The following is an 18,521-nucleotide window of genomic DNA, read 5'->3' as shown; positions in this document are numbered from 1 at the left end:
CCCCCTGCACCACCTTTGCAAACGTACCGGACCCACAAATGGATGCCGCTTTGGATCTACCTGATTTTCAGGGAGGCTATGCCGATGAGGGCGAAGATGATGGAAAGGATCCAGAAGCGGGTAACGATGACCGTTTCAACCAATCCGGGTTCGCGCTTTTCCTCGAGTGCGCGTTCTTTTTCAAGGAATTCAAAGTGGTGGTGCAACGGGGCGCACTTGAAAATGCGGCGCCCTTCCCCAAACCGTTTGCGGGAATATTTGAAATAGGAGCTCTGGAGCACAACGCTGGCGGCTTCGATCACAAACACCCCGCCGACAATGATGAGCAGCAACTCCTGCTTAATGAGGATGGCGAGCATGGCGATGGCGCCGCCCAGCGCGAGCGAACCGGTGTCGCCCATGAAAATCTTGGCCGGGTGGCAATTGTACCAGAGGAACCCGAGCCCGGCCCCCAGCAACGCGCCGCAAAAGACGGTCAGCTCGCCGCTGCCCCTGACAAACGGCACCTGCAGGTATTCGGCAAAGTTAAAGTGGCCGGCCACATAGGTCAGGAACAGGTAGGCTCCCGCAACCGAATTGGAACAGCCGATCGCCAATCCGTCGAGCCCGTCGGTCAGGTTGACGGCATTCGATGCCCCGACCAGCACCAGCACCAGGAAGATGAACGCGCCCACCATCGACATTTGAAACAAGGGGTGCTTGAGGAACGGCACCATGAAATCCGTCACACGATCGCGCATCTCCGGCACCGACCACAGCACCACAAAGGCAATCGCCGCCCAAACGAGCTGGGCCATGAACTTGGCCTTCACGCTCAGCCCGTTCTTGCGCTTGATCTTCCAATAGTCATCCAGAAAGCCAATCGCCCCCATCAGCACAAAGGTTCCGAGCGTGAGCAGCACATAGGTATTCGTGGGAATGGCCCAAAGCAAGGTGGAACCGACGGAAGCCGCAATGATCAACAGGCCGCCCATGGTCGGCGTTTCCACCTTGTCCCGCTTGTCCAGGTATTCCACCCGTTGATCGACTTTTTTTTCTTCGAAGTTGATGGCCCGGAGCCGCTTGATCAGCCAAGGCGCCAAGAGCAGCGAAATCACAAATGCGGTCGAAGCCGCCCCCAGTGTGCGAAACGTGATGTATTGGAAGAGCCGGAGTTCCGACAGGGAACCCTCCAGCAGCGAAAGATAGTATAGCATCCCCTAGTTCTCCTTAAAATAGGTCAGCACCCGTTCCAGCTGTTCGCCGCGCGACGCCTTCAGCAACACGCGATCCCCCGGATTCAGGTTGTTCGTTAAAATGGTTGCGGCCGCTTCGGCATCCGGGCACGGGTAGAACCGACCGGTCGAGTTGCAGACGATTCGCTGCCCCAGCTCGCCGACGGCAACCACGCCGTCGAGGCCGAGGGTATCGATGAACGCTCCCAGCGCCGCGTGTTCCTCTTCGGCCACCGAGCCAAGTTCCCGCATGCCGCCCACAACCGCCCACCGCTGTCCCGCGGTCGGCAACCGCGAAAACGTACGCAGGCTGGCGCGCATGGAAAGCGGGTTGGCGTTGTAGGCATCGTTGATGAACTGGACTCCGCGGATCTCCGACTCCTGCCAACGCATGGGCGGAGCCTTGAACCGGCGAAGCCCGGAGGCGATTTCATCCGGCTCCAGGCGGAGCTCCAGCCCGAGGGCAATGGCGCGCAGGGCGTTGCGCATGATGTGATCGCCGGGTTGCGGCATGATATAGTTGTGGCCGTTCACGTTCATGACACCATCGGCCATCTTGCGGCCCACATAGTCGGCAATCCCTTCGAAGGAGATGGTCCGGACCGTTGCACAGGTGTGGCGGCGCATCAAGGCATACCATTCGCTATCGCGGTCGAGAATCACGGTGCCGGAGCTGGGCACGCGCTCGGCCAGCTTCATTTTTTCCCGCGCAATGGCCTCCAACGAATCGAAGCTTTCGCGGTGTGCATTGCAGATGTCGGTCAGGATGCCAACCTTGGGCTGCAGCAGGTAGGCCAACCCTCCGATTTCGCCGGGCTGGCTCATGCCGACCTCGAAGACGCCGAAACGCGCCATTTGGGGCATGGCCAGCATGGTGAGCGGCAGGCCGATATGGTTGTTATAGTTGCCGGCGGTGCGGTGCACCTCCCCCTTCTGGGCCAGGATATCGGCACACATTTCCTTGACGGTGGTCTTGCCGACGCTTCCGGTGATGCCCACCGGGGAACCGATCCATTTCTTGCGGTAGCCGCGAGCGAGATCCTGCAAGCCCTTGATCGTGTCGGGCACCGCAAGCAACGGGTTTCCAGACCAGAGGAAACCATCGTTCACCAGGGCTCCGGCCGCCCCCTTGTCGAACGCGGCCGGAACAAAGGCATGGCCATCGAAGTTTTCACCGCGGATCGCAACATAGAGATTGCCCGGCTTGATGGTGCGGGTATCGTGCGAGATTCCCGTTACGACCCCTTCGGGCATCCCGTTTTTCCAAAGCCGGGAAACCCACTGCGACAATTCACCTGGACGGAACTGAACCATTATCCAACAAACTCCCTGACCGTCTCGCGGTCGTCGAACGGAATGACGGCCCCCCGGATTTCCTGATAGGTCTCGTGCCCTTTGCCGGCCACGAGCAGGATGTCTTTGCGCCCGACCGAACGTACACCCTTCTCGATTGCCTTGCGGCGGTCAAGCACGACTTCGAACTGCTCTTGGTTTTCGAAACCGGCCATCACCTCGGAAACGATGGCGCCGGGATCCTCGTTGCGGGGATTATCGGAGGTCACAATGCTGTAATCGGCGAGCTCCGCCGCCACACGCCCCATTTTTTCGCGCTTGCCGCTATCGCGGTTTCCACCGCAACCGAAAACCACCACCAACCGCCCCTTGCAGATTTCGCGCAGGGTGGTCAGCACATTCCTAAGCGCGTCGTCGGTGTGGGCATAATCGACGAACACCTTCTTGTTCCTGCGGTTGGGCACCAGTTCCAGCCGACCGGGGATGGCCTTGATGTTGCCCAGCGATTCCGCCATGCGCTTGAGGTCGATCCCGGCCAGGCCGCCAACGGCCAGCGCCGCCAGCGCATTGTGGACATTGAACCGGCCCAGCAGCTGCAACCCGACACGGGCTTCGCCCCATGGCGTGTAGACCTTGAAGGAGGTTCCGTTGGCATCGAGGTGGACATTGGAAGCGCAGACCATGGCGCGTTCGTTGAAACCATAGGTGACGACATTGGCCAACAGCTTGCGCTCCTCGACGAGCTTGCGCCCCCAGGGATCGTCCAGGTTGATGACGGCGGAGCGGTCGTGCCGCTTATCCAGGAGATGGAACAACTCCGCCTTCACATTGAAGTAGGTCTCCATGTCCTTGTGGAAATCGAGGTGGTCTTGCGTAAGGTTGGTGAAGACGCTGGTGTTGAAATCGATGCCATGGACGCGCTGCAGGGCAATCGCATGGGAAGAAACCTCCATCACGACCGAGTCGCAACCGGCCTCCTTCATCTGCTGGAGCATGGAGTGGATGTCCGGCGATTCGGGCGTTGTGCGCGATGCGGGAATGGAGCGCTCGCCGATTTCGTAGGCCACGGTGCCCAGCAATCCCGGCAAAAAGCCGCCGTCGCGCAGGATATCGCGAATCATGTAGGCCGTGGTGGTCTTGCCGTTGGTGCCGGTGATTCCCACCACGTGCATCTTGCGGGAGAGGTCGCCATAATAGGCGTTGGCGATTTCGGCAAGAGCGCGGCGCGCGCGCGGCACCTGGATGTGCACCGCACCGGCACCGAGTTCGAGCGGGTTTTCCGAAACCACGGCCACCGCCCCTTTCGAGAGCGCCTCGGTAATGAAGTCGGCCCCGTCCGCCCGCTGCCCGGATATGGCAACGAACAGCCAACCGGGCTTGACCAGCCGCGAGTCGTAGGCGATGCCCTCGATCCCCCCGTCGGTTTTCCCGGCGATGTCGAGCGTTGTTAAGGTTTCGAGCAGCTTGTTCAGCTTCATTCTTGTGGCCTCGCAACATAGACGCGGTTGCCGCCGGGGGCAATGCGCAGGTATTCCACCGCCATCGTGGCGATTTCCTGGAAGGCGGGGCCGCATACCGTGCCGCCGTAATAATTGATCTTCCGGCCGGAATCCGTGTATTCCCCCGGATCGTCGGCCACCACAATGATGCCGATCTCGGGATTCTCGACCGGCAGGAAGCCGGCGAACGAGGAGGTGAAGTTTTTGGAATAGTATCCGCCGCCCTCCTCCTTCGGGCGGATCTTCTGGGCGGTGCCGGTCTTGCCGGCCACGGTGTAGCCCTCGACCTGCGCCTTGGTGCCGGTGCCGCCTTCTTCCATCACGACCCGCGCCAACAATTGCTGCATGCGCCTTGCCGCCGGCGGGTCCAACGGGCGGCCGATCACCTCGGGCTTGTTTTCGTGCAACACCGTGCCGTCGGGAGTGACCACCCGTTTCACCAGGTAGGGCTGCATCTGCACGCCGTTGTAGGCGATCGCGTTCATCATCGAAAGCACCTGCAGGGCGGTGACACCAATCTCGTGCCCCATGCCGATGCGCGTGATGCTGATCTTCGACCAATGCTTGGGCGAGTAGAAAATGCCGCCCTCCTCCCCGGGCAAGCCGACGTCCAGGCGCTCGCCGAAATGGAATTTCCGGAGGCTGTCGTAGACCATTTGGTTGCCCATCTCCAAAGCGATCTTGGCCGTGCCGATGTTGCTCGAAACCTTGACGATGTCGGCGACGGTCAGGTCTTCTTCGCCGTGGCTGTCGCGCAGCGCCTTGCCGCCATAGACCCAGTAGCCTTTTTCGCAATCGAACACGTCGCCTTCGTCGACCACGTCGTGGTCGAGGGCGGCGGCGATGACGGCGGCCTTCATGGTGGATCCGGGTTCATAGTTGAAGCCGATGGCGCGGTTGCGCCGCCATTCCTCGGGTGCCTTGGAGTAGCGGTTCGGATCGTAGGTCGGGAACGAGGCCATTGCCAGGATTTCGCCGGTGCGCACATGCTGGACAATGGCCCAGACCGCCTTGGCGTTGAAGTCGTGGCAGGTTTTTTCGATGATCTTCTCCACCTGGTACTGGAGCCAGCTATCGAGCGTGAGCTCAACCGTGGCGCCGTCCTCGGGCGGGATATCCATTTCCCGCGTCCGGTAGATTTCGCGCCCGCTGCCATCGACCTGCCCCTTGCGGTAGCCCTCCTTGCCGCGAAGGTATTCGTTCATGCGCAGCTCGACCCCGGCGGAGCCGATGCCTTCAAGATTGGAAAAGCCCACCACGTGCGCCATCAGCGGCCCGTTGGGATATTTCCGGATCGGCGCCTCCTCGAACCACACGCCTTTGAGATAGATGTTGGTTTCAACTCCGCCTACCAGCTCCGCCGGCGTGTAGACGACGCCCATGTTCATGCGCTTGAAGCGCTTGATTTGATGGCCGGAAACATATTTCTTGATGCGGGTGTATTCACGGTGGGTCTGCGCCAAATCCCCGGCAAGGTCGGCCTCGGAAAGACGGAATTCGTCGGATAGATGGCGGGCAACCGCCACCGGATCGCCATGCTCGGATATCCACTTGGGATCGATGCACACGTGGTAGGATGGCGTGTCCATGGCCAGGATCCGCCCGGTTCGGTCGACGATGCGCCCGCGGTTCGCCGCCGGCTTCGATTCGAACGAACGCGCCTCCATGATGGGCCTGACCACCCAATCGACGGGCCGAAGATGGAGCATGGCCAAACGCGAACCAATGGCGGTGAACACCAACAGAACAACTGTTGCGAGCACCACGATCCTCCCTTTGAACCTGACTTCCGCCATGCGTTGGATTCCTACTCTGCATCAAGCCAAAACCCGCAACCTGCCGAGGCAATGTTACGGGCACCGGATTGCTGGCCTTAAGCCTCGCTAACGATGCTCAACCTTTGCCGTTCCCGCCTGGCCATCCCAGTTTGAAATCTTCACCACCTGGTTGCCCTTCGGCATCGTCATGTTGAGCCGGTATTTCTTGATGGCCCGCTCCAGGTTGACCGGGGAGGTGATGCTCGACCAACGATCCTGCTCGTGGGTCAGCCGTTTGTTGGCGGAGCGCAACTCGCGCTCCTTGTTCTTGATCTCCTTGCCAAGGGCATCGCAACGGGAACAGAGCCACATGTAGCTCAGGCCAAGCACGGCCACCATGACCAGCACGTTGGCCAGGACCACCGGGAAGGGAACCTGCACCTGGTTCTTCTTGGTTGGCTTTTTCTTTCTTACGGTTTTTCGTTTCGTTGCCATCTCATACCCCCACTTCCACGGCGCGCAGCTTTGCCGAGCGCGACCGCGGATTCACTGCCTGTTCCTGTGCCGTTGCAACCAACGGCTTTTTCCAAATCCATTTCACCGGCGGCTCCTCATAGATCCGCCGCACCCCGCCCTGCTGCAGCGATTCCTCGCGTGGCACATGGGCCCCGAAGAATTGCTTCACCAAGCGGTCTTCCAAACTATGGAAGGTCAGCACCACGATGCGGCCGCCCTCCTTCACCCGGTCAACCATCGTCTCCAGCACCTGCTCGATACCGGCCAATTCATCGTTCACCGCCATGCGCAACGCCTGGAACGTCTGCGTGGCCGGATGCGTTTTCCTGCCCTTGCGTCCACCCTTCGCGCGCTCGACAATCGCGGCCAACTGGCCCGTCGTCTCGATCCGCAGTTTGGCGCGCGCCTCGACGATGGCCCGGGCGATGCGCCGCGAGGCGCGGTCTTCGCCATAGCGGAAAATCAGATCGGCCAGCTCCTGCTCGCTTGCGGCATTGACCACCTCGGCGGCGGTCTGCCCCTGCGTCCGGTCCATCCGCATGTCCATCGGGGCATCCTGCTGGAAACTGAAGCCGCGTTCCGCCAAATCCAATTGGAAGGAGCTAACGCCAAGATCGAGCAACAGGCCGTCCACCTTATCGATGCCCAACCGGTCGAGTTGAGCGGCCATGTTCGCATAGTTGTCGTGCACCAGTTCCACGCGCCGGCCCTTTTCCGTTTTCAGCTTTTCCTGCACCCGCTCGATCGCATCGGTGTCGCGGTCGAAGCCGATCAGCATGCCGCCCTCTTCGAGGCGCGCCAGAATCGCCGCCGAGTGCCCGCCGTTTCCCAGCGTGCCGTCCACATAGATTCCCTTAGGATCGGTGACCAGCGCTTCAAGGCACTCATCGAGCATGACCGGTATATGCACTATTCTCCCTTGCCAGACTTTGGAAAACGCTCCTCCGGCATGTCGCGCCGACGGTCAGAATAAAGACACGAAAACAACCGGCCTGAATTGGCCATGTTCAGGTTGAAGTGGCGCTCCCGCTCACTCGGCATGTCCACCGACTTTGAATAGCTTAAAAATTTTGCCACATCCAACATGCTCATTCCGTTCCCCTTGCTCCCGTATTAATATCCACCGAAAAACAGATCCTCCGCCGCGGACGAATCCTGCGGCAGGGCCAAATCAAAATTCTCGGCGCTCCAAAGCTCAATGCGTGTGAGCGCCCCAACCAAAACCAACTGTTCCTTCACCTCGATGTGGGCGAGCAGGTTTTCGCCAACCCGAATGCGCCCCTGCGCATCCCACACCAGCATATCCCCGCCCGCCGTGATCGAGCGGATCGCCTGCTGGTCGTTGCGGTCGAGCGAGCCCCCGTTGCGCAGTCCGTCCAGCCGCCGCATCATTTCCGCCGCCGTATAGAGGTAAAGGCACTTTTCCTCCGGGTGCGGGAAGGCGAACAACTGGTTCGACTCCCCGGCCAGGTTGCGCCAGCTCGACGGGAAAATCATACGCCGCTTGGCATCAAGGGAATGCGTGAACGATCCCACGAACAGCGCTGGCATATTTTCTACCGTAGTCATCACTTATTCACCACCTTGCTCCCTTTCATGGGATTTTATGACACTTTGAACCACCGCACGTCAAAGGCTTTCCCTACTTTTTTTCCTGTTTTACAAACGCCCAAAAGCGGGCCAACACGGAATCGGAGGCGGAAATCCGGCATGGTCCCCCCCTCCACCCTCCTCCCCACGCCATCCCGGCAACAAAAAAGGCACCGGATCGCGATCCGGTGCCATGCTCCCCTCACCGTCTTTGCGACGGGAAGGATGCTGGAGGAAATCCTAGTTGGCGAAGTCGGCCAAGGCCGCCTTTTCGTTGGCCTCGTATTCCTTCATTTCCTTATCCAGCTCCTCGAATGCCTTGGAGGCCTGGAAGCGCTGGTAGAGGGAACGGTTGGAGGTGGCCTGCTGGGCAAGCGCCTTGTCGATGATGTTCGGGTCGATGGTCATCAGCACATAGGCCGAGGTGATGCCCTCTTCGGAGGTGCTGAACTTCTGCACCTTTGGCACACTGCCGGCGATCTCCTGGGAGGTGATGCTCTTGGTTGCGGAGCTGAAGAGCGCATTGATTTCGGTGTTGCCGCCCATTCCGACTTCTTCAGCGAAGCTCTTTTCGAGGTTTTCGATCTTCACCTTGATCTGCTGCGCGAGGTTTTTGCGGGCATCGAGCTTGGCTTCCGTAATCGCCAACTGCCGGTTGCGGGATTCGCCCACGCCCACTTCGGCGGGGATGCCATCGTCCGTCAGCTTCTTGACGGCTTCCTGCATATCCTCATAGGGCGTCTTGTTCGAGATTTTCGGAATCTTGCCCGACTTGCAACCTGCGAGCAGCCCCACCGCAACCAGCGCCGCAACCATTCCTGCCGTTTTCACTACCTGTTTCATGCTCTCTCCTTCTCCCGTCCACAAACGGGACTTTCCGGTTCAGGCCTGCTTCCAGGCCACATAACTCAGCGCCTATGGATTCCGGATTTCGGAACCTTCACCGCCACCAAACAAATTCCATCGTCAAGATCCACGGCGCGCCGCACCACCTGCACCCCGCGCAGTTCCAGATTGAACGATTCCTTGACCGCACTCTCCGTCAACGTCCAGCCATATCCGTGGGCCTCGACCTCCTCCGAGCGCTGCAGGCTGCGCACCTCCACCTGGATCCCCTCCGCCAAATCACGTACCGCCAGCTCTTCGGCCAAATGGAACGAACGCAGGGGAAATTCCGGATCGTATTTCCCCGCCACCGTGGTTTCTATCTCCTTTTCGGACTCGCGCCAGCCGATCGTCGGCAGATCATCGCGCCCCGGCTCGAAAAGCTCGACCGTCCGGGAAGTCCCCCGCCCGAAGGCATCCTCGGCCGGACTGAGCGTAAAGAGCGCATAGCGATCCAGCCACAGGCACTGGAGATGGCTAAAGATGATCTCGTTCAACTCGTCTTCGTTTTTCGCCTTCGAACAGGCACGGACGATGCGCATCAGGGTCGCGTGGATATCCTTGTCGGGAACAAAGTAAACCAGCGCATCCTCCTCGGGCAGCTCCGATGACCGGCCATCCACATCGAGGGCGAAGGATTTCACTTCCCCCTGCACGAGCATGCGTTGCATGCCGAGCGCGCGAACGGTTCCATAAATCATCCAGGGCGGGAGCGCATAGCGTTGCTCATAGGAACGCAACGTCTTCGGACACTTCATTTCCAGATCAACCGGCACCCCGTTGCGCTCCCGCGCATCCGGCGCCGTCATCCAGGCCGGCAACTTCAGACGCATCGCGGAAACCTGCCGCACGTCAGGAGCGGAAGCGCCCTGCCTAGTTGTGACGCAACCTGCGACCAAACATGTGGCAAAGGCGAATACTGTGGCAACAAGTAATCCGAAGATCGATTCAGTCAATTCCTGCACCGACATATTTCCGAGCCACCGCCAATATCATTTCCTAAAACAAAGGACGCATCATGCCATCAGACTTGGGCATGTAGGCTACTTATCTGGAACCCCATTGCTTGTTGAAGTCGAAGATTTATCAATGATATCAAAAAGTTCCTTCAACTCCTCTTCAAGCTTGGGCTCTTTACCGAAATAGACAATAAACTTTTTCTCCTCCTTGCCCTTTGTGTAAATGTCAAAAAGCTTCTTTGTGGCCGCCAAATAGAGTTCATATGCATCGCTTTCCCAATGGCGAGGCATCTTATATTCCTTGCCAGCCTGATCAAGTTGATGCTGGAGAGCTTTCCATTCATCAGGATAATATTCTTCAAGGTCTTCCTTGATCGAATCAGCGATATCATTATCCATTTCGGTATAGGTCTGAAGCGCTTTATTGGATATCCCCTTCAGCAAGTCTTCCAGCTTTTGCGAGGCAATCTCGTAGGCATTATAGACCGTCTCCCAGTCGTCCCCCGTTGCGTATGCCTCAGCGGCCGCTTTTTTCTGGACAGACAATGCTTTCCAATCCTCGGGAAACCACTTATCCGCCAAACCGATATCCAGTTTGGAGTAAAGCCGGTCAAACGCCTGTTTGGATTCATCTAATTTATCTTTCTCAGGCATCGACTCCGTCAAGCTGTTCAACATGGCCAGCGCCTCCCGGTAGAGCAGATTCACATCCTCCCACCGATCCCCTCGCTCGTGAGCCCGGTCGGCCTTTTTCTTTTGATCGGACAGCTTCTCCCATTGACCGGAAAACCACTTTTTCGCCAAGACCACATCCAGCTCGCCGTACAGGAGATCGAACTCCACCTTCTTATCGTCTTGATTCAGCTTGCCTATGAGCATCCTCACCTTTTCCGAGGCCGCCTTGTAGGACGTGTACGCCTCCCCCTTCCAGCGCTCCGGCTTGTCGTATTCGGTTTCCGCTTTTTCCTTCTGGTCGGACAAAGCCTGCCAATCGTCGGGCAAGCGCTCTTGCGCCATACCGACATCCAGCGCCTTGTACAAGTTAACAAACTCTTCCTTCGCCCGATCCATCTTGACCAGTTCGTCTCCAACCTCCAGCCGCTCTTTTCCAGAATCCTTGATATGCTCGATGGCCTGGATGTAAAGGAGCCGCGCATCATCAAACTCGAACTTCTCTTCTTGTTTCACCGCAGCCCCGGCCAGCCGTTGCGCTTCCTCCAAATTTCTTGAGGTATAGTTAAGCAGTCCCTGAACCTGGATTTTTTCCTCCTTCACCAAGTCTTCATATTGATCCTTGAACGGCTGCATGTTTTTTTCAGCGTCCATCAACACGGCCACCCGGTTGGTTATTTCAACCATCACGTTGTAGCGATCGACAATCAGGTTCAGGTTGGTCTGGGTTACATCCGTATCGCGCAATTGCTGAAGGTGCCCCCATTCCTCGTGGGCATAGTGCGCCGCATCCTTGTGGTTGCATGCACCGTACATTTCCTCGAACTCCTGCTCCATCGCACACAGATCACCACACTCCTGGATCAGGATTCTTGTTGTTCGCGAAGCCTGGCGCAACTGCTGAATCCCCTCGGGAAGGTCTTCGGCGGCCTCGGCCTGGGCAACCCATTCCTGCACCTCCTGCCATTTGATTCCGGCGTACTGGTCGAGGCTGGCCCGGGTTAGTTCCTGGCCGCACAGCTGGTTGAATTCATTTCTTTCATCCAGATAGCAGACCAGGTTGGATATCCCCGCCTCCGTATCGTAGCGCCAGCTAATCTGGATGGCACTTTTCGTTGCCTTTTCATAATCCCGATCCTCCAAGGCCACCAGGAAAGCCTCGATGTTTTTCCGGTACAACACCTGATCCACGCCAATGCCACAGAGAACCAAGACAATGACAACGGCGGCAACCGTCCGCTTTTTTTTCTTTTTGGCCAACGCCACATACTGCTGGCACTCCCGCTTGAGCTGCTCCGCCTCAGCATCCGAAACCTGCGGCCCGAGTTCCTGGAAATATGCGTCGTAGGCCTCGAGCGCCTGGGCATACTCCTTGGCAATATGCAAATCGACGGCCTTCCTTCGGTAGCGCTCCAGCCCGGTCTTGCGTTCGCTAACCTCCCGGCCCAGGGCTTTTTTCTCGTATTTATAATCTTCCAGCAGGGCTTTGACGGTGTAGGGCAGCTCATCCACCACGATCCCGCCCTTGAGGCGCTCAAGGACTTGCTGGCACTCTGCGATCCCCAAACATGCAAACCTGTTTTCCGGTGCCTTGCCTGCTCCGGATTCGTTCTCGATTCCATTCTCTTCCATCAGCCCATCATCCCGTTATCTTATCTATTCACACACCCCGTGTTTTCACCCTCAACCAACTTCAACGATGGCCTTGAGCTCAGTCCGGTTGGACTTTCCGAGGATCAAAAACGACAAAACCCTGGAAACCGAATTACCGCTGACGTTGGCGCAATCGTGGATGGAATTGTTGTAGGCCTCACCTTGCTGCACCGCCACCACCTTGAGATCGACGCTGGACACTTTTTCCGAAAGCCACTTGGCCAGAAGCGAATCGAAGCCCTCGCCCGTCCGCCCCGTCTCGTTGATCCACGCATAGAGCGCTTTCCCAACGGGCGAGATCTGGTTCACAAACGCCTGCAAGTCCCCCAGACGCGAACCCAGGCTAACCAGTTCGGCATAGAGCGCGGCGGCCGAGTTGCTTCCTTCCGCAAACGATTCCTTCACACACGCGCAAAACGCCCCAAGGGCCGGGGCCTCCCGGAACACCTCGGGCCAAAAATGCTTTTGGGAGGTTTCGAATTCGGAAAGCTGCTCCTCGAACCGCTTGCGCACCGCCGCCGCCTTGGTCTCGTATTGCTCCTGCGTGAGACGCAACTCCGCATCGTGCTTTGATTGCAGGGACTCCAGCTCCCGCCGGAGCTTCTCCTCCTCGTCCCGCAGTTTCTTCAACTCATCCTTGGCGCCGTCCAATTCCCGTTCGAAATTCCTTCTTTCCGCCTCAAACTTGGAAGACACCTTTTGCCTTCTATCGCGCTCCTTTTCGAGATCTTTTTCCATGCGCTCGATTTCAATCTCCTTGCGCTCGATCTCCTTGTCCTTGCGGTCGATCTCCTTGTCTTTCAGGTCATAAGGCTCGTTTGGGGATTGCGGCGAGGCTGCCTGCCCATCCGGCACGCCTCCGCCCAAGCCGGACGCCCCCCCCGTGCCGGCCCGGGTTTTACCGCCCGAGGATTTCCGGATCAAGAGCCAGGCCAACACGGCCACGGCCACCAGCAACAGCAGAATCGCCACCGTGGTGGCCATCCTGCTGCGGGCTTCCGCCCGCCTTAAGCGGTACTCCGCGAGGGCATCGGTGGGAACAGAGGTGCTCTGGCTGGAATAATCCGTGGCGGCAGAAAGCGATTTATATGGATTGGAGGCAAAATCCTTGAACCGAAGGTCCAGCCCCAGCCCTCCAAAAACATCGCCCAAGGATATATCGGTTACCGTTGTTTGCGGCATGGCATCCCCCTAGATTAGTTGTCCGATATTTTGTTGTAGTCGATTCCCAGCAAGACCCCTGCATCCAGGAAATGCTGCGCCTCGATCATTCCCCGGGGCACGATCTCGACATGCTCACCCACCACGGCTTCCACCACGGAACCATCCTCTGCCACGACCGAACCCTCGACCCCGGCAAGCACCAGGGATTCATCCGACCCGGCCTCCGCCCCGGCGCCGCGCTGGCAACTGAGCGTGGCCAACAGCCGCCCGTGGGGTTCGTAGCCTTTCGCGTAGCGCACGGCATAGGTAGGAACAGGCTGGCTACCGTCCCAACTGCTCAAACGCCTTGCGATGAAGATCTCGCGCCCGATGATCTCGACCACCTTTTCATCCCCGGCTTCGGCGGATTCGCCGGGTTTGAACAGCGCCTCGCTATTCCTGAAGGTCGTCTTGGTCTTGCTGACCTCTCCCCAGTAGTAGGAATAGAGTTGTTTCTTGTCGTCGTCCACTGTCACCTGCAGGCTCCCCAAGGAACCGTATACCTTGCAGAGGTGTTCGATTGCGCACCCGACCACCACCACGCTTTTCGGATCGCCGATAACCCCGGGGCGTTTGGGATCCGGCAACGGATACCACGACCCCGTGCGGTAGCTGCCCATGGGCACGATGCGCTTGTCCGGCAACGGCAGCATGGCCCGCACGAATTCCTGGATATCGTGCAGGTTGGAAGGCCTTCCCGCCAAGGTTACAATGTCGCAATCAAAACGGCATATCGTATCGCAGAAATTGGTCAGAACGGGGCGGAAAAGCTCCATGACAACACTCCGGAACTCATCGCGGTTGAAGCAGATTTCCTTTTCACCCAGCCCGCCGACAATAATGCTTCCACCCGACATGCTTTTAATCACATCTTCGAAATCATCCAGCGCCCGCTGGCTTTTCACCAGGCCGATCTCATTCAACTTGAATGAACCGCCGTCCTTTCCGTTGGCCATCGCAATATACCGGTTGGCCAGTGGCTTCCAGATTTCCCGCAGGAATCCGCTCTTCTTATTCACGAGCGTCTGGTCGCTCACGCCCTCGAAGAGCTGCCGGGTTGCATCGCGGCTCAACCGGACCTGGTTGGCTAATTGGGGAATAATGATTTTCTGCAGCACCGCCTCCAGCAGGTCGTCCCCGGCACGGTTGGCGCCATCGACGTGGCGGATTTCGCAAACGAGGCCGGTAACGGCCCCGCCGGCGCGATCCATGAAATCGGAGATCACCATGTCCGACGTACCGCCGCCGATATCGATCGTGGCGATCCTGACGCTGTGCTTGCCGTCCTGGCGCGGCCTTCCCACCACCTTCAGCCAGGAATCGGCGGATTCAAATGCGAGGGTTTCCCCGTAGATGAAGGCCAGCTGTCCGGCCGTCCCCTCGTCGATGGCCATGCGCAACTGGGTTCGCTCCTTGCCATCCAGCTTGTGGGTGTGGCAGAAGATCCGCACCGCCTTCTCCACCTGGATCCGGTAGCGCCCGAGCTCCTCGCGGGTCAACCCGGACGGGTAGCTCATAACCAAATGCTTCAGGAGACGCTTGCGGTTGGGATCCGGCGTATTCAGCCGGTACTCTTCGGAATTGATCTGCTGGTAGGCCCGGTTCAGCAATTCGAGCACACAGGCGGTGACCATGCTTCTCCGCGGATAGGCCGGCGCCGGGAGGGCCATGCTTTCATTTATCGGCACGGACTCCCAATCCCGGTCATTTTTGTCCAGGTGCTTGAAATATTCCCCCGCCACCTTTCCCATGGCATCCTGCCCGGGAATGAACTGGTGCCAATAGGATCCCGCCAGCTGGTCATGGGCCCAAAGATATCGTTTGGGGCTGCTCAAGCCCGCTTCCGGCCGACCTTCGCGTTCATAGCAAGATTGGGTGAGATGGAAATCCACTTCCGTCCCCATTCGAACCGGCGAAATATCGCGGAACAGATCCGTCCGGATCGCTTCATAGTATTCGCGCCCCGCCTCCAGCAGAACGGGACCGGACTTTTTCTTGAACACTTTGGCCATGAGCCCCTTGCCCGGATCCTCCTCCTCGTAACGGGGAGGGATCTTTTTCAAGACCTTGACGTCTACCGGAGGAACCGGGTCGGAAACGAAGACGAATCCGGACTCGAACACCTGTTGGCTGTGCTGCTCCTTCGACGTCGGGTTTCTCCAGAGCAGGTGATGGGAAGTCAGTTCAAAAGGCCGGGCGGGTAGCATATGGGTGACGCCCCCTCCCCGCGCGCCTTCGACCAGCAAGCCTACGGAACGGCTATTTCCCAGATCGAGCACCAGGGCCACATCCTTGGGCTGACCGGTTGCGCGGTCTTCCGAGATAATCGCCACCTCGATGCTTTCATCGATCCCCAGCGTCTCCAGCGGAATGCAGACGGGAGCCGGCGGGACGCCCTGCTCGGAACCCGAAACATGGAACGAAGATCCGGTATTCGTATCGACACAGAAAACCACTTCCCCCACATCCCGCGTGGTGCGGCATTGAATCCAAAGCTTATCGCCATCGAGATTGTGCCAACTCAGCCCCTGCTCAGGAGAAAGCAGCCCCGTGTAGATGAACTGCATGCCCGTGTTGGCGAACAGATTGTATTTTTTCGGCATTTCCCAGGTTCCTTTTTGCTATAGCGATGAGATCAGTTCAATCAATTCGTCGTTCCCCGCCGGCGGATCCACCAGCCCCTCCTCACCGAGCCCTTGGGACAACCGCTCCAGCAGGATGCGGCTGTAGCGGCTGGGTATGGTCGATGAGATCAGGTAATTTCCCGCCGCCGATTCCGCCGGCGAATCGCTGAAGCCTTCGCGCGGCCCGGGCGTCAGCAAATAATCGTCGAACACCATGGTGGAATAAATGGCCTGGCGATAGTCTTTCGGGTTTTCCACCAGGCTGCCCGGCGAAACATCGTCCCCAACCATTTCCTTCAAGGAGGCCGCCAGCTCTTTCGAGCAGCACTGGGTAATATAATCCTTCAAATACCCGGCATAATGGGTGAACACATCCACCTTGATGTCCGCTTCCCTGCACAGCAGCAGCATATCCTCCCATTTCCGGGACGACTCCCACTTCATCATGACTTCCGAGACCACCTCTTCGTAGTCCACTTTATTCTGGATGGCCATCGTACCCATCGCATCCGAAATCGTCCCGGCGATGAGGGCAGGGTCGCAACTGATCGCGTCGCGGAAATACTTCGAGCGCCATCCGGTATTGTCGCGCTCAAACCAGTCGATGATCTTCTCCGTGGATTCCTGCATCCGCTTCTTCACCTTGGCCAGGGAGGGATCGACAAACAGCCGTTCCATCTCGGACGACAACGCGCTCCAATGGTTGTCGAGCGAAAGTTTCAGCCGTTTGCGATGCGCTTCCCCATCGATGGATTGCGTCAGTTCCTTCAAGTACAAGGCCACCCCACCGTCATCCGTAAACGCGGCATCCCATTTTTCCCCTGGATTGGCGACATGCTTCCTGACTGCGGAACTATCGAGGAATTCGGCTTTCCAGTTCTTTTCATGGTCGGCATCGGTGAAGGCCGGGTTCCGGTCTGTCTTGCCCGGGTGGCGCAGCAGATAGACATTGTCGAACGGCGTGGAATCGCCGCCGAAACCCACCATGAAATGAAGGTTCGCGGCCAGCTGCCCGTGGATGATCCCGTCGAACACCTCGGTTTTGGGCGCGGCGTTCCACGAACACTCCTTATCGATCTGGGTCATGGCAATATACAAGGCATTCCGCGTCTCCTTACTGGTTCCCATGGCTCGGGGCCAGGCGGGGCCATAGGTGGATTTGCCCCATTTATCAAGCTGGGGGCCGATCTCGGATTTTGCGGTAATGTTTCCCCACCGCTGCATATACGCCAGGGAGACGATCTGTTTTTCCGCCGCATACTTTTCGAACAGGTAGCCCACGCGGCCACGCTTGAGAATTTCATATTCGGGGGGCGTCTGGCTGGTTTCCGCCTTTTTCTGAAGTTGGTCGGCAGAGAGCCGGGCCCGGCCGGCATCCCCCACCGCGCCGGGAATGTCCAGCACGTCGGCGGTTTCGAACAGGTGCCGAACCTGATCGGTCAGGTTTTCGGCATAGAGCGGAACCACCAGTTCGCAGATCAGCCCTTGGAACAGGCGCAAGTCCAGCCGGTTTCCACCGCCTTTCCCGACCAGCACTTTGCCGTCCTTGTGCACGGCCCCGAAATCGTTCCACGATGTATGCGGCAGCCGCTTGTGTTTGAATTCGTCCGGAGCCAGCGAGTCCAGGATGTAGGGAATCACGTCCCATTCCATGAAAACCAGGTCGGAGTCGCCGCCCACTTCATCCCGCAGCCCAAGGAGCTTCACGAACAGATTGTTCAGCAGCTCCATGTCATACCAGAACAAATGGCAGCAGAGTTTAACATAGCCCTGGTGATTCAACGGATATCGCCGCATGAGATCCGCCAGCGCGTCCTCTGAAATGGCAATGCTCCTGTCGCAATATTCCTTAACCAGGAAGTCATGCGCCTCGCAGATGTCCAGCCGCCAATCGGTATCGACCACCTCGGAAGGATAACTCCGATGGAGATCATCCTTCAAAAGACGCTCCACTTGATCGCCGTCCCAAACCTGTTCCTGATCGTCCGATTTGCATTCGCCCTTAAATCCCCGGGCCAGCGACTTGAGCAAATCGCTCCGGTTCAGCATGCGTCCCATAATCGGGTACCCTTCGGCCTTCATGGCATCCGTCAAGCCCTTGCCCAACGTGAACCGCGTCACCACGGCGGTGGCTTCGCCCCCGCCCTGGGGATTGAAATCGTTGAGAAAGTCCAAGTCGGGGATCGGCGCATCCTTGGGATCGAAACCAAGAACCGTTTCGCCCGGTTTGCGGCTTTCGAGCAACCGGCCAACAAACAAGGACTTGCCCGCCTGGCTCGCCCCATACACCGCAACGGCAACCGGCATCGAAGCGGCGAGGTTCAGATTCTTCAGCTCCCGGCACCGCTTCCGGTTCAGGTCGGCCAATTCGGAAGAGAGCTGATGCCGCGTTCCTACGCGTTTGGGAAGATTGCGCGCAATCCAATTATCGAAGTCCTTCGCACGGCAGAGGCACTTCTCCGTCAGTTCCTGCAACTCACTACTCATACTATTTATCTCCATGACTTCCCTTGGCACGCTGAAAACATCCATTGTCTTATGGCCATGCCAAACGCCCCCAAAACACCCCTACCACAATGCCGAAATGCCCCATGAACAACCGCTTGGATTATAAAGAAATCGTTTTTCCTTAACATGTCAATCTTTGGGTCATTGG

General features: G+C 58.2%; 14 protein-coding genes. All 14 read right to left on the bottom strand.

Features of this window, described 5'->3' with window-relative positions; genetic code table 11:
* Positions 1–56: 56 nt before the first annotated feature.
* The 14 genes from mraY to E9954_RS02415 all read right to left on the bottom strand — a co-directional run bounded on the left by mraY (position 57) and on the right by E9954_RS02415 (position 18,352).
* Complete coding sequence (gene mraY / locus E9954_RS02480) at positions 57–1,196, bottom strand: phospho-N-acetylmuramoyl-pentapeptide-transferase (RefSeq protein WP_136077663.1); 1,140 nt, start codon at positions 1,194–1,196, stop codon at positions 57–59.
* A 3-nt stretch (positions 1,197–1,199) separates the two neighbouring features.
* On the bottom strand, positions 1,200–2,468 hold the full coding sequence (locus E9954_RS02475) for a UDP-N-acetylmuramoyl-tripeptide--D-alanyl-D-alanine ligase (protein ID WP_168441905.1): 1,269 nt from the start codon (positions 2,466–2,468) through the stop codon (positions 1,200–1,202).
* Between the two features lie 59 nt (positions 2,469–2,527).
* A complete protein-coding gene (locus E9954_RS02470) occupies positions 2,528–3,985 on the bottom strand; it encodes a UDP-N-acetylmuramoyl-L-alanyl-D-glutamate--2,6-diaminopimelate ligase (RefSeq protein WP_168441904.1) in 1,458 nt (485 codons plus the stop codon).
* Entirely contained in the window at positions 3,982–5,802 is a 1,821-nt protein-coding gene (locus E9954_RS02465) for a peptidoglycan D,D-transpeptidase FtsI family protein (protein WP_136077660.1), read from the bottom strand. The genes E9954_RS02470 and E9954_RS02465 overlap by 4 nt, the downstream gene beginning before the upstream one ends.
* An 87-nt stretch (positions 5,803–5,889) precedes the next feature.
* Positions 5,890–6,258, bottom strand: coding sequence for a hypothetical protein (locus tag E9954_RS02460; RefSeq protein WP_136077659.1), 369 nt, complete (start codon positions 6,256–6,258; stop codon positions 5,890–5,892).
* A 1-nt stretch (position 6,259) separates the two neighbouring features.
* Positions 6,260–7,189, bottom strand: a complete 930-nt coding sequence (rsmH, locus tag E9954_RS02455; RefSeq protein ID WP_222847025.1) for a 16S rRNA (cytosine(1402)-N(4))-methyltransferase RsmH — start codon at positions 7,187–7,189, stop codon at positions 6,260–6,262.
* Positions 7,189–7,371 carry a hypothetical protein gene (locus E9954_RS02450; protein ID WP_136077658.1) on the bottom strand — a complete coding sequence of 61 codons (183 nt, stop codon included), beginning with the start codon at positions 7,369–7,371 and terminating at the stop codon, positions 7,189–7,191. Before E9954_RS02450 ends, rsmH begins: the two co-directional genes overlap by 1 nt.
* 21 nt (positions 7,372–7,392) lie before the next feature.
* Positions 7,393–7,848 carry a division/cell wall cluster transcriptional repressor MraZ gene (locus E9954_RS02445; protein ID WP_136077657.1) on the bottom strand — a complete coding sequence of 152 codons (456 nt, stop codon included), beginning with the start codon at positions 7,846–7,848 and terminating at the stop codon, positions 7,393–7,395.
* A 261-nt stretch (positions 7,849–8,109) separates the two neighbouring features.
* Positions 8,110–8,712: an LPP20 family lipoprotein gene (locus tag E9954_RS02440; RefSeq protein ID WP_136077656.1), complete on the bottom strand. Its 603-nt coding sequence runs from the start codon at positions 8,710–8,712 to the stop codon at positions 8,110–8,112.
* Between the two features lie 65 nt (positions 8,713–8,777).
* On the bottom strand, positions 8,778–9,587 hold the full coding sequence (locus E9954_RS02435; RefSeq protein ID WP_136077655.1) for a hypothetical protein: 810 nt from the start codon (positions 9,585–9,587) through the stop codon (positions 8,778–8,780).
* Between the two features lie 210 nt (positions 9,588–9,797).
* A complete protein-coding gene (locus E9954_RS02430; protein WP_136077654.1) occupies positions 9,798–12,017 on the bottom strand; it encodes a hypothetical protein in 2,220 nt (739 codons plus the stop codon).
* Positions 12,018–12,068: 51 nt separating this feature from the next.
* Complete coding sequence (locus E9954_RS02425; RefSeq protein ID WP_136077653.1) at positions 12,069–13,220, bottom strand: hypothetical protein; 1,152 nt, start codon at positions 13,218–13,220, stop codon at positions 12,069–12,071.
* A 14-nt stretch (positions 13,221–13,234) separates the two neighbouring features.
* On the bottom strand, positions 13,235–15,844 hold the full coding sequence (locus E9954_RS02420; protein WP_136077652.1) for a virulence factor SrfB: 2,610 nt from the start codon (positions 15,842–15,844) through the stop codon (positions 13,235–13,237).
* An 18-nt stretch (positions 15,845–15,862) separates the two neighbouring features.
* Positions 15,863–18,352 (bottom strand): virulence factor SrfC family protein, encoded by a 2,490-nt coding sequence (locus tag E9954_RS02415; RefSeq protein ID WP_168441903.1) that lies wholly within the window; start codon positions 18,350–18,352, stop codon positions 15,863–15,865.
* Positions 18,353–18,521: the final 169 nt, after the last annotated feature.

Source organism: Pontiella desulfatans (assembly GCF_900890425.1).
GTDB classification, from domain to species: Bacteria; Verrucomicrobiota; Kiritimatiellia; order Kiritimatiellales; family Pontiellaceae; genus Pontiella; species Pontiella desulfatans.
Note: the sequence above shows the minus strand (reverse complement) of the source record. Positions and strands in the feature narration are given on the sequence as shown.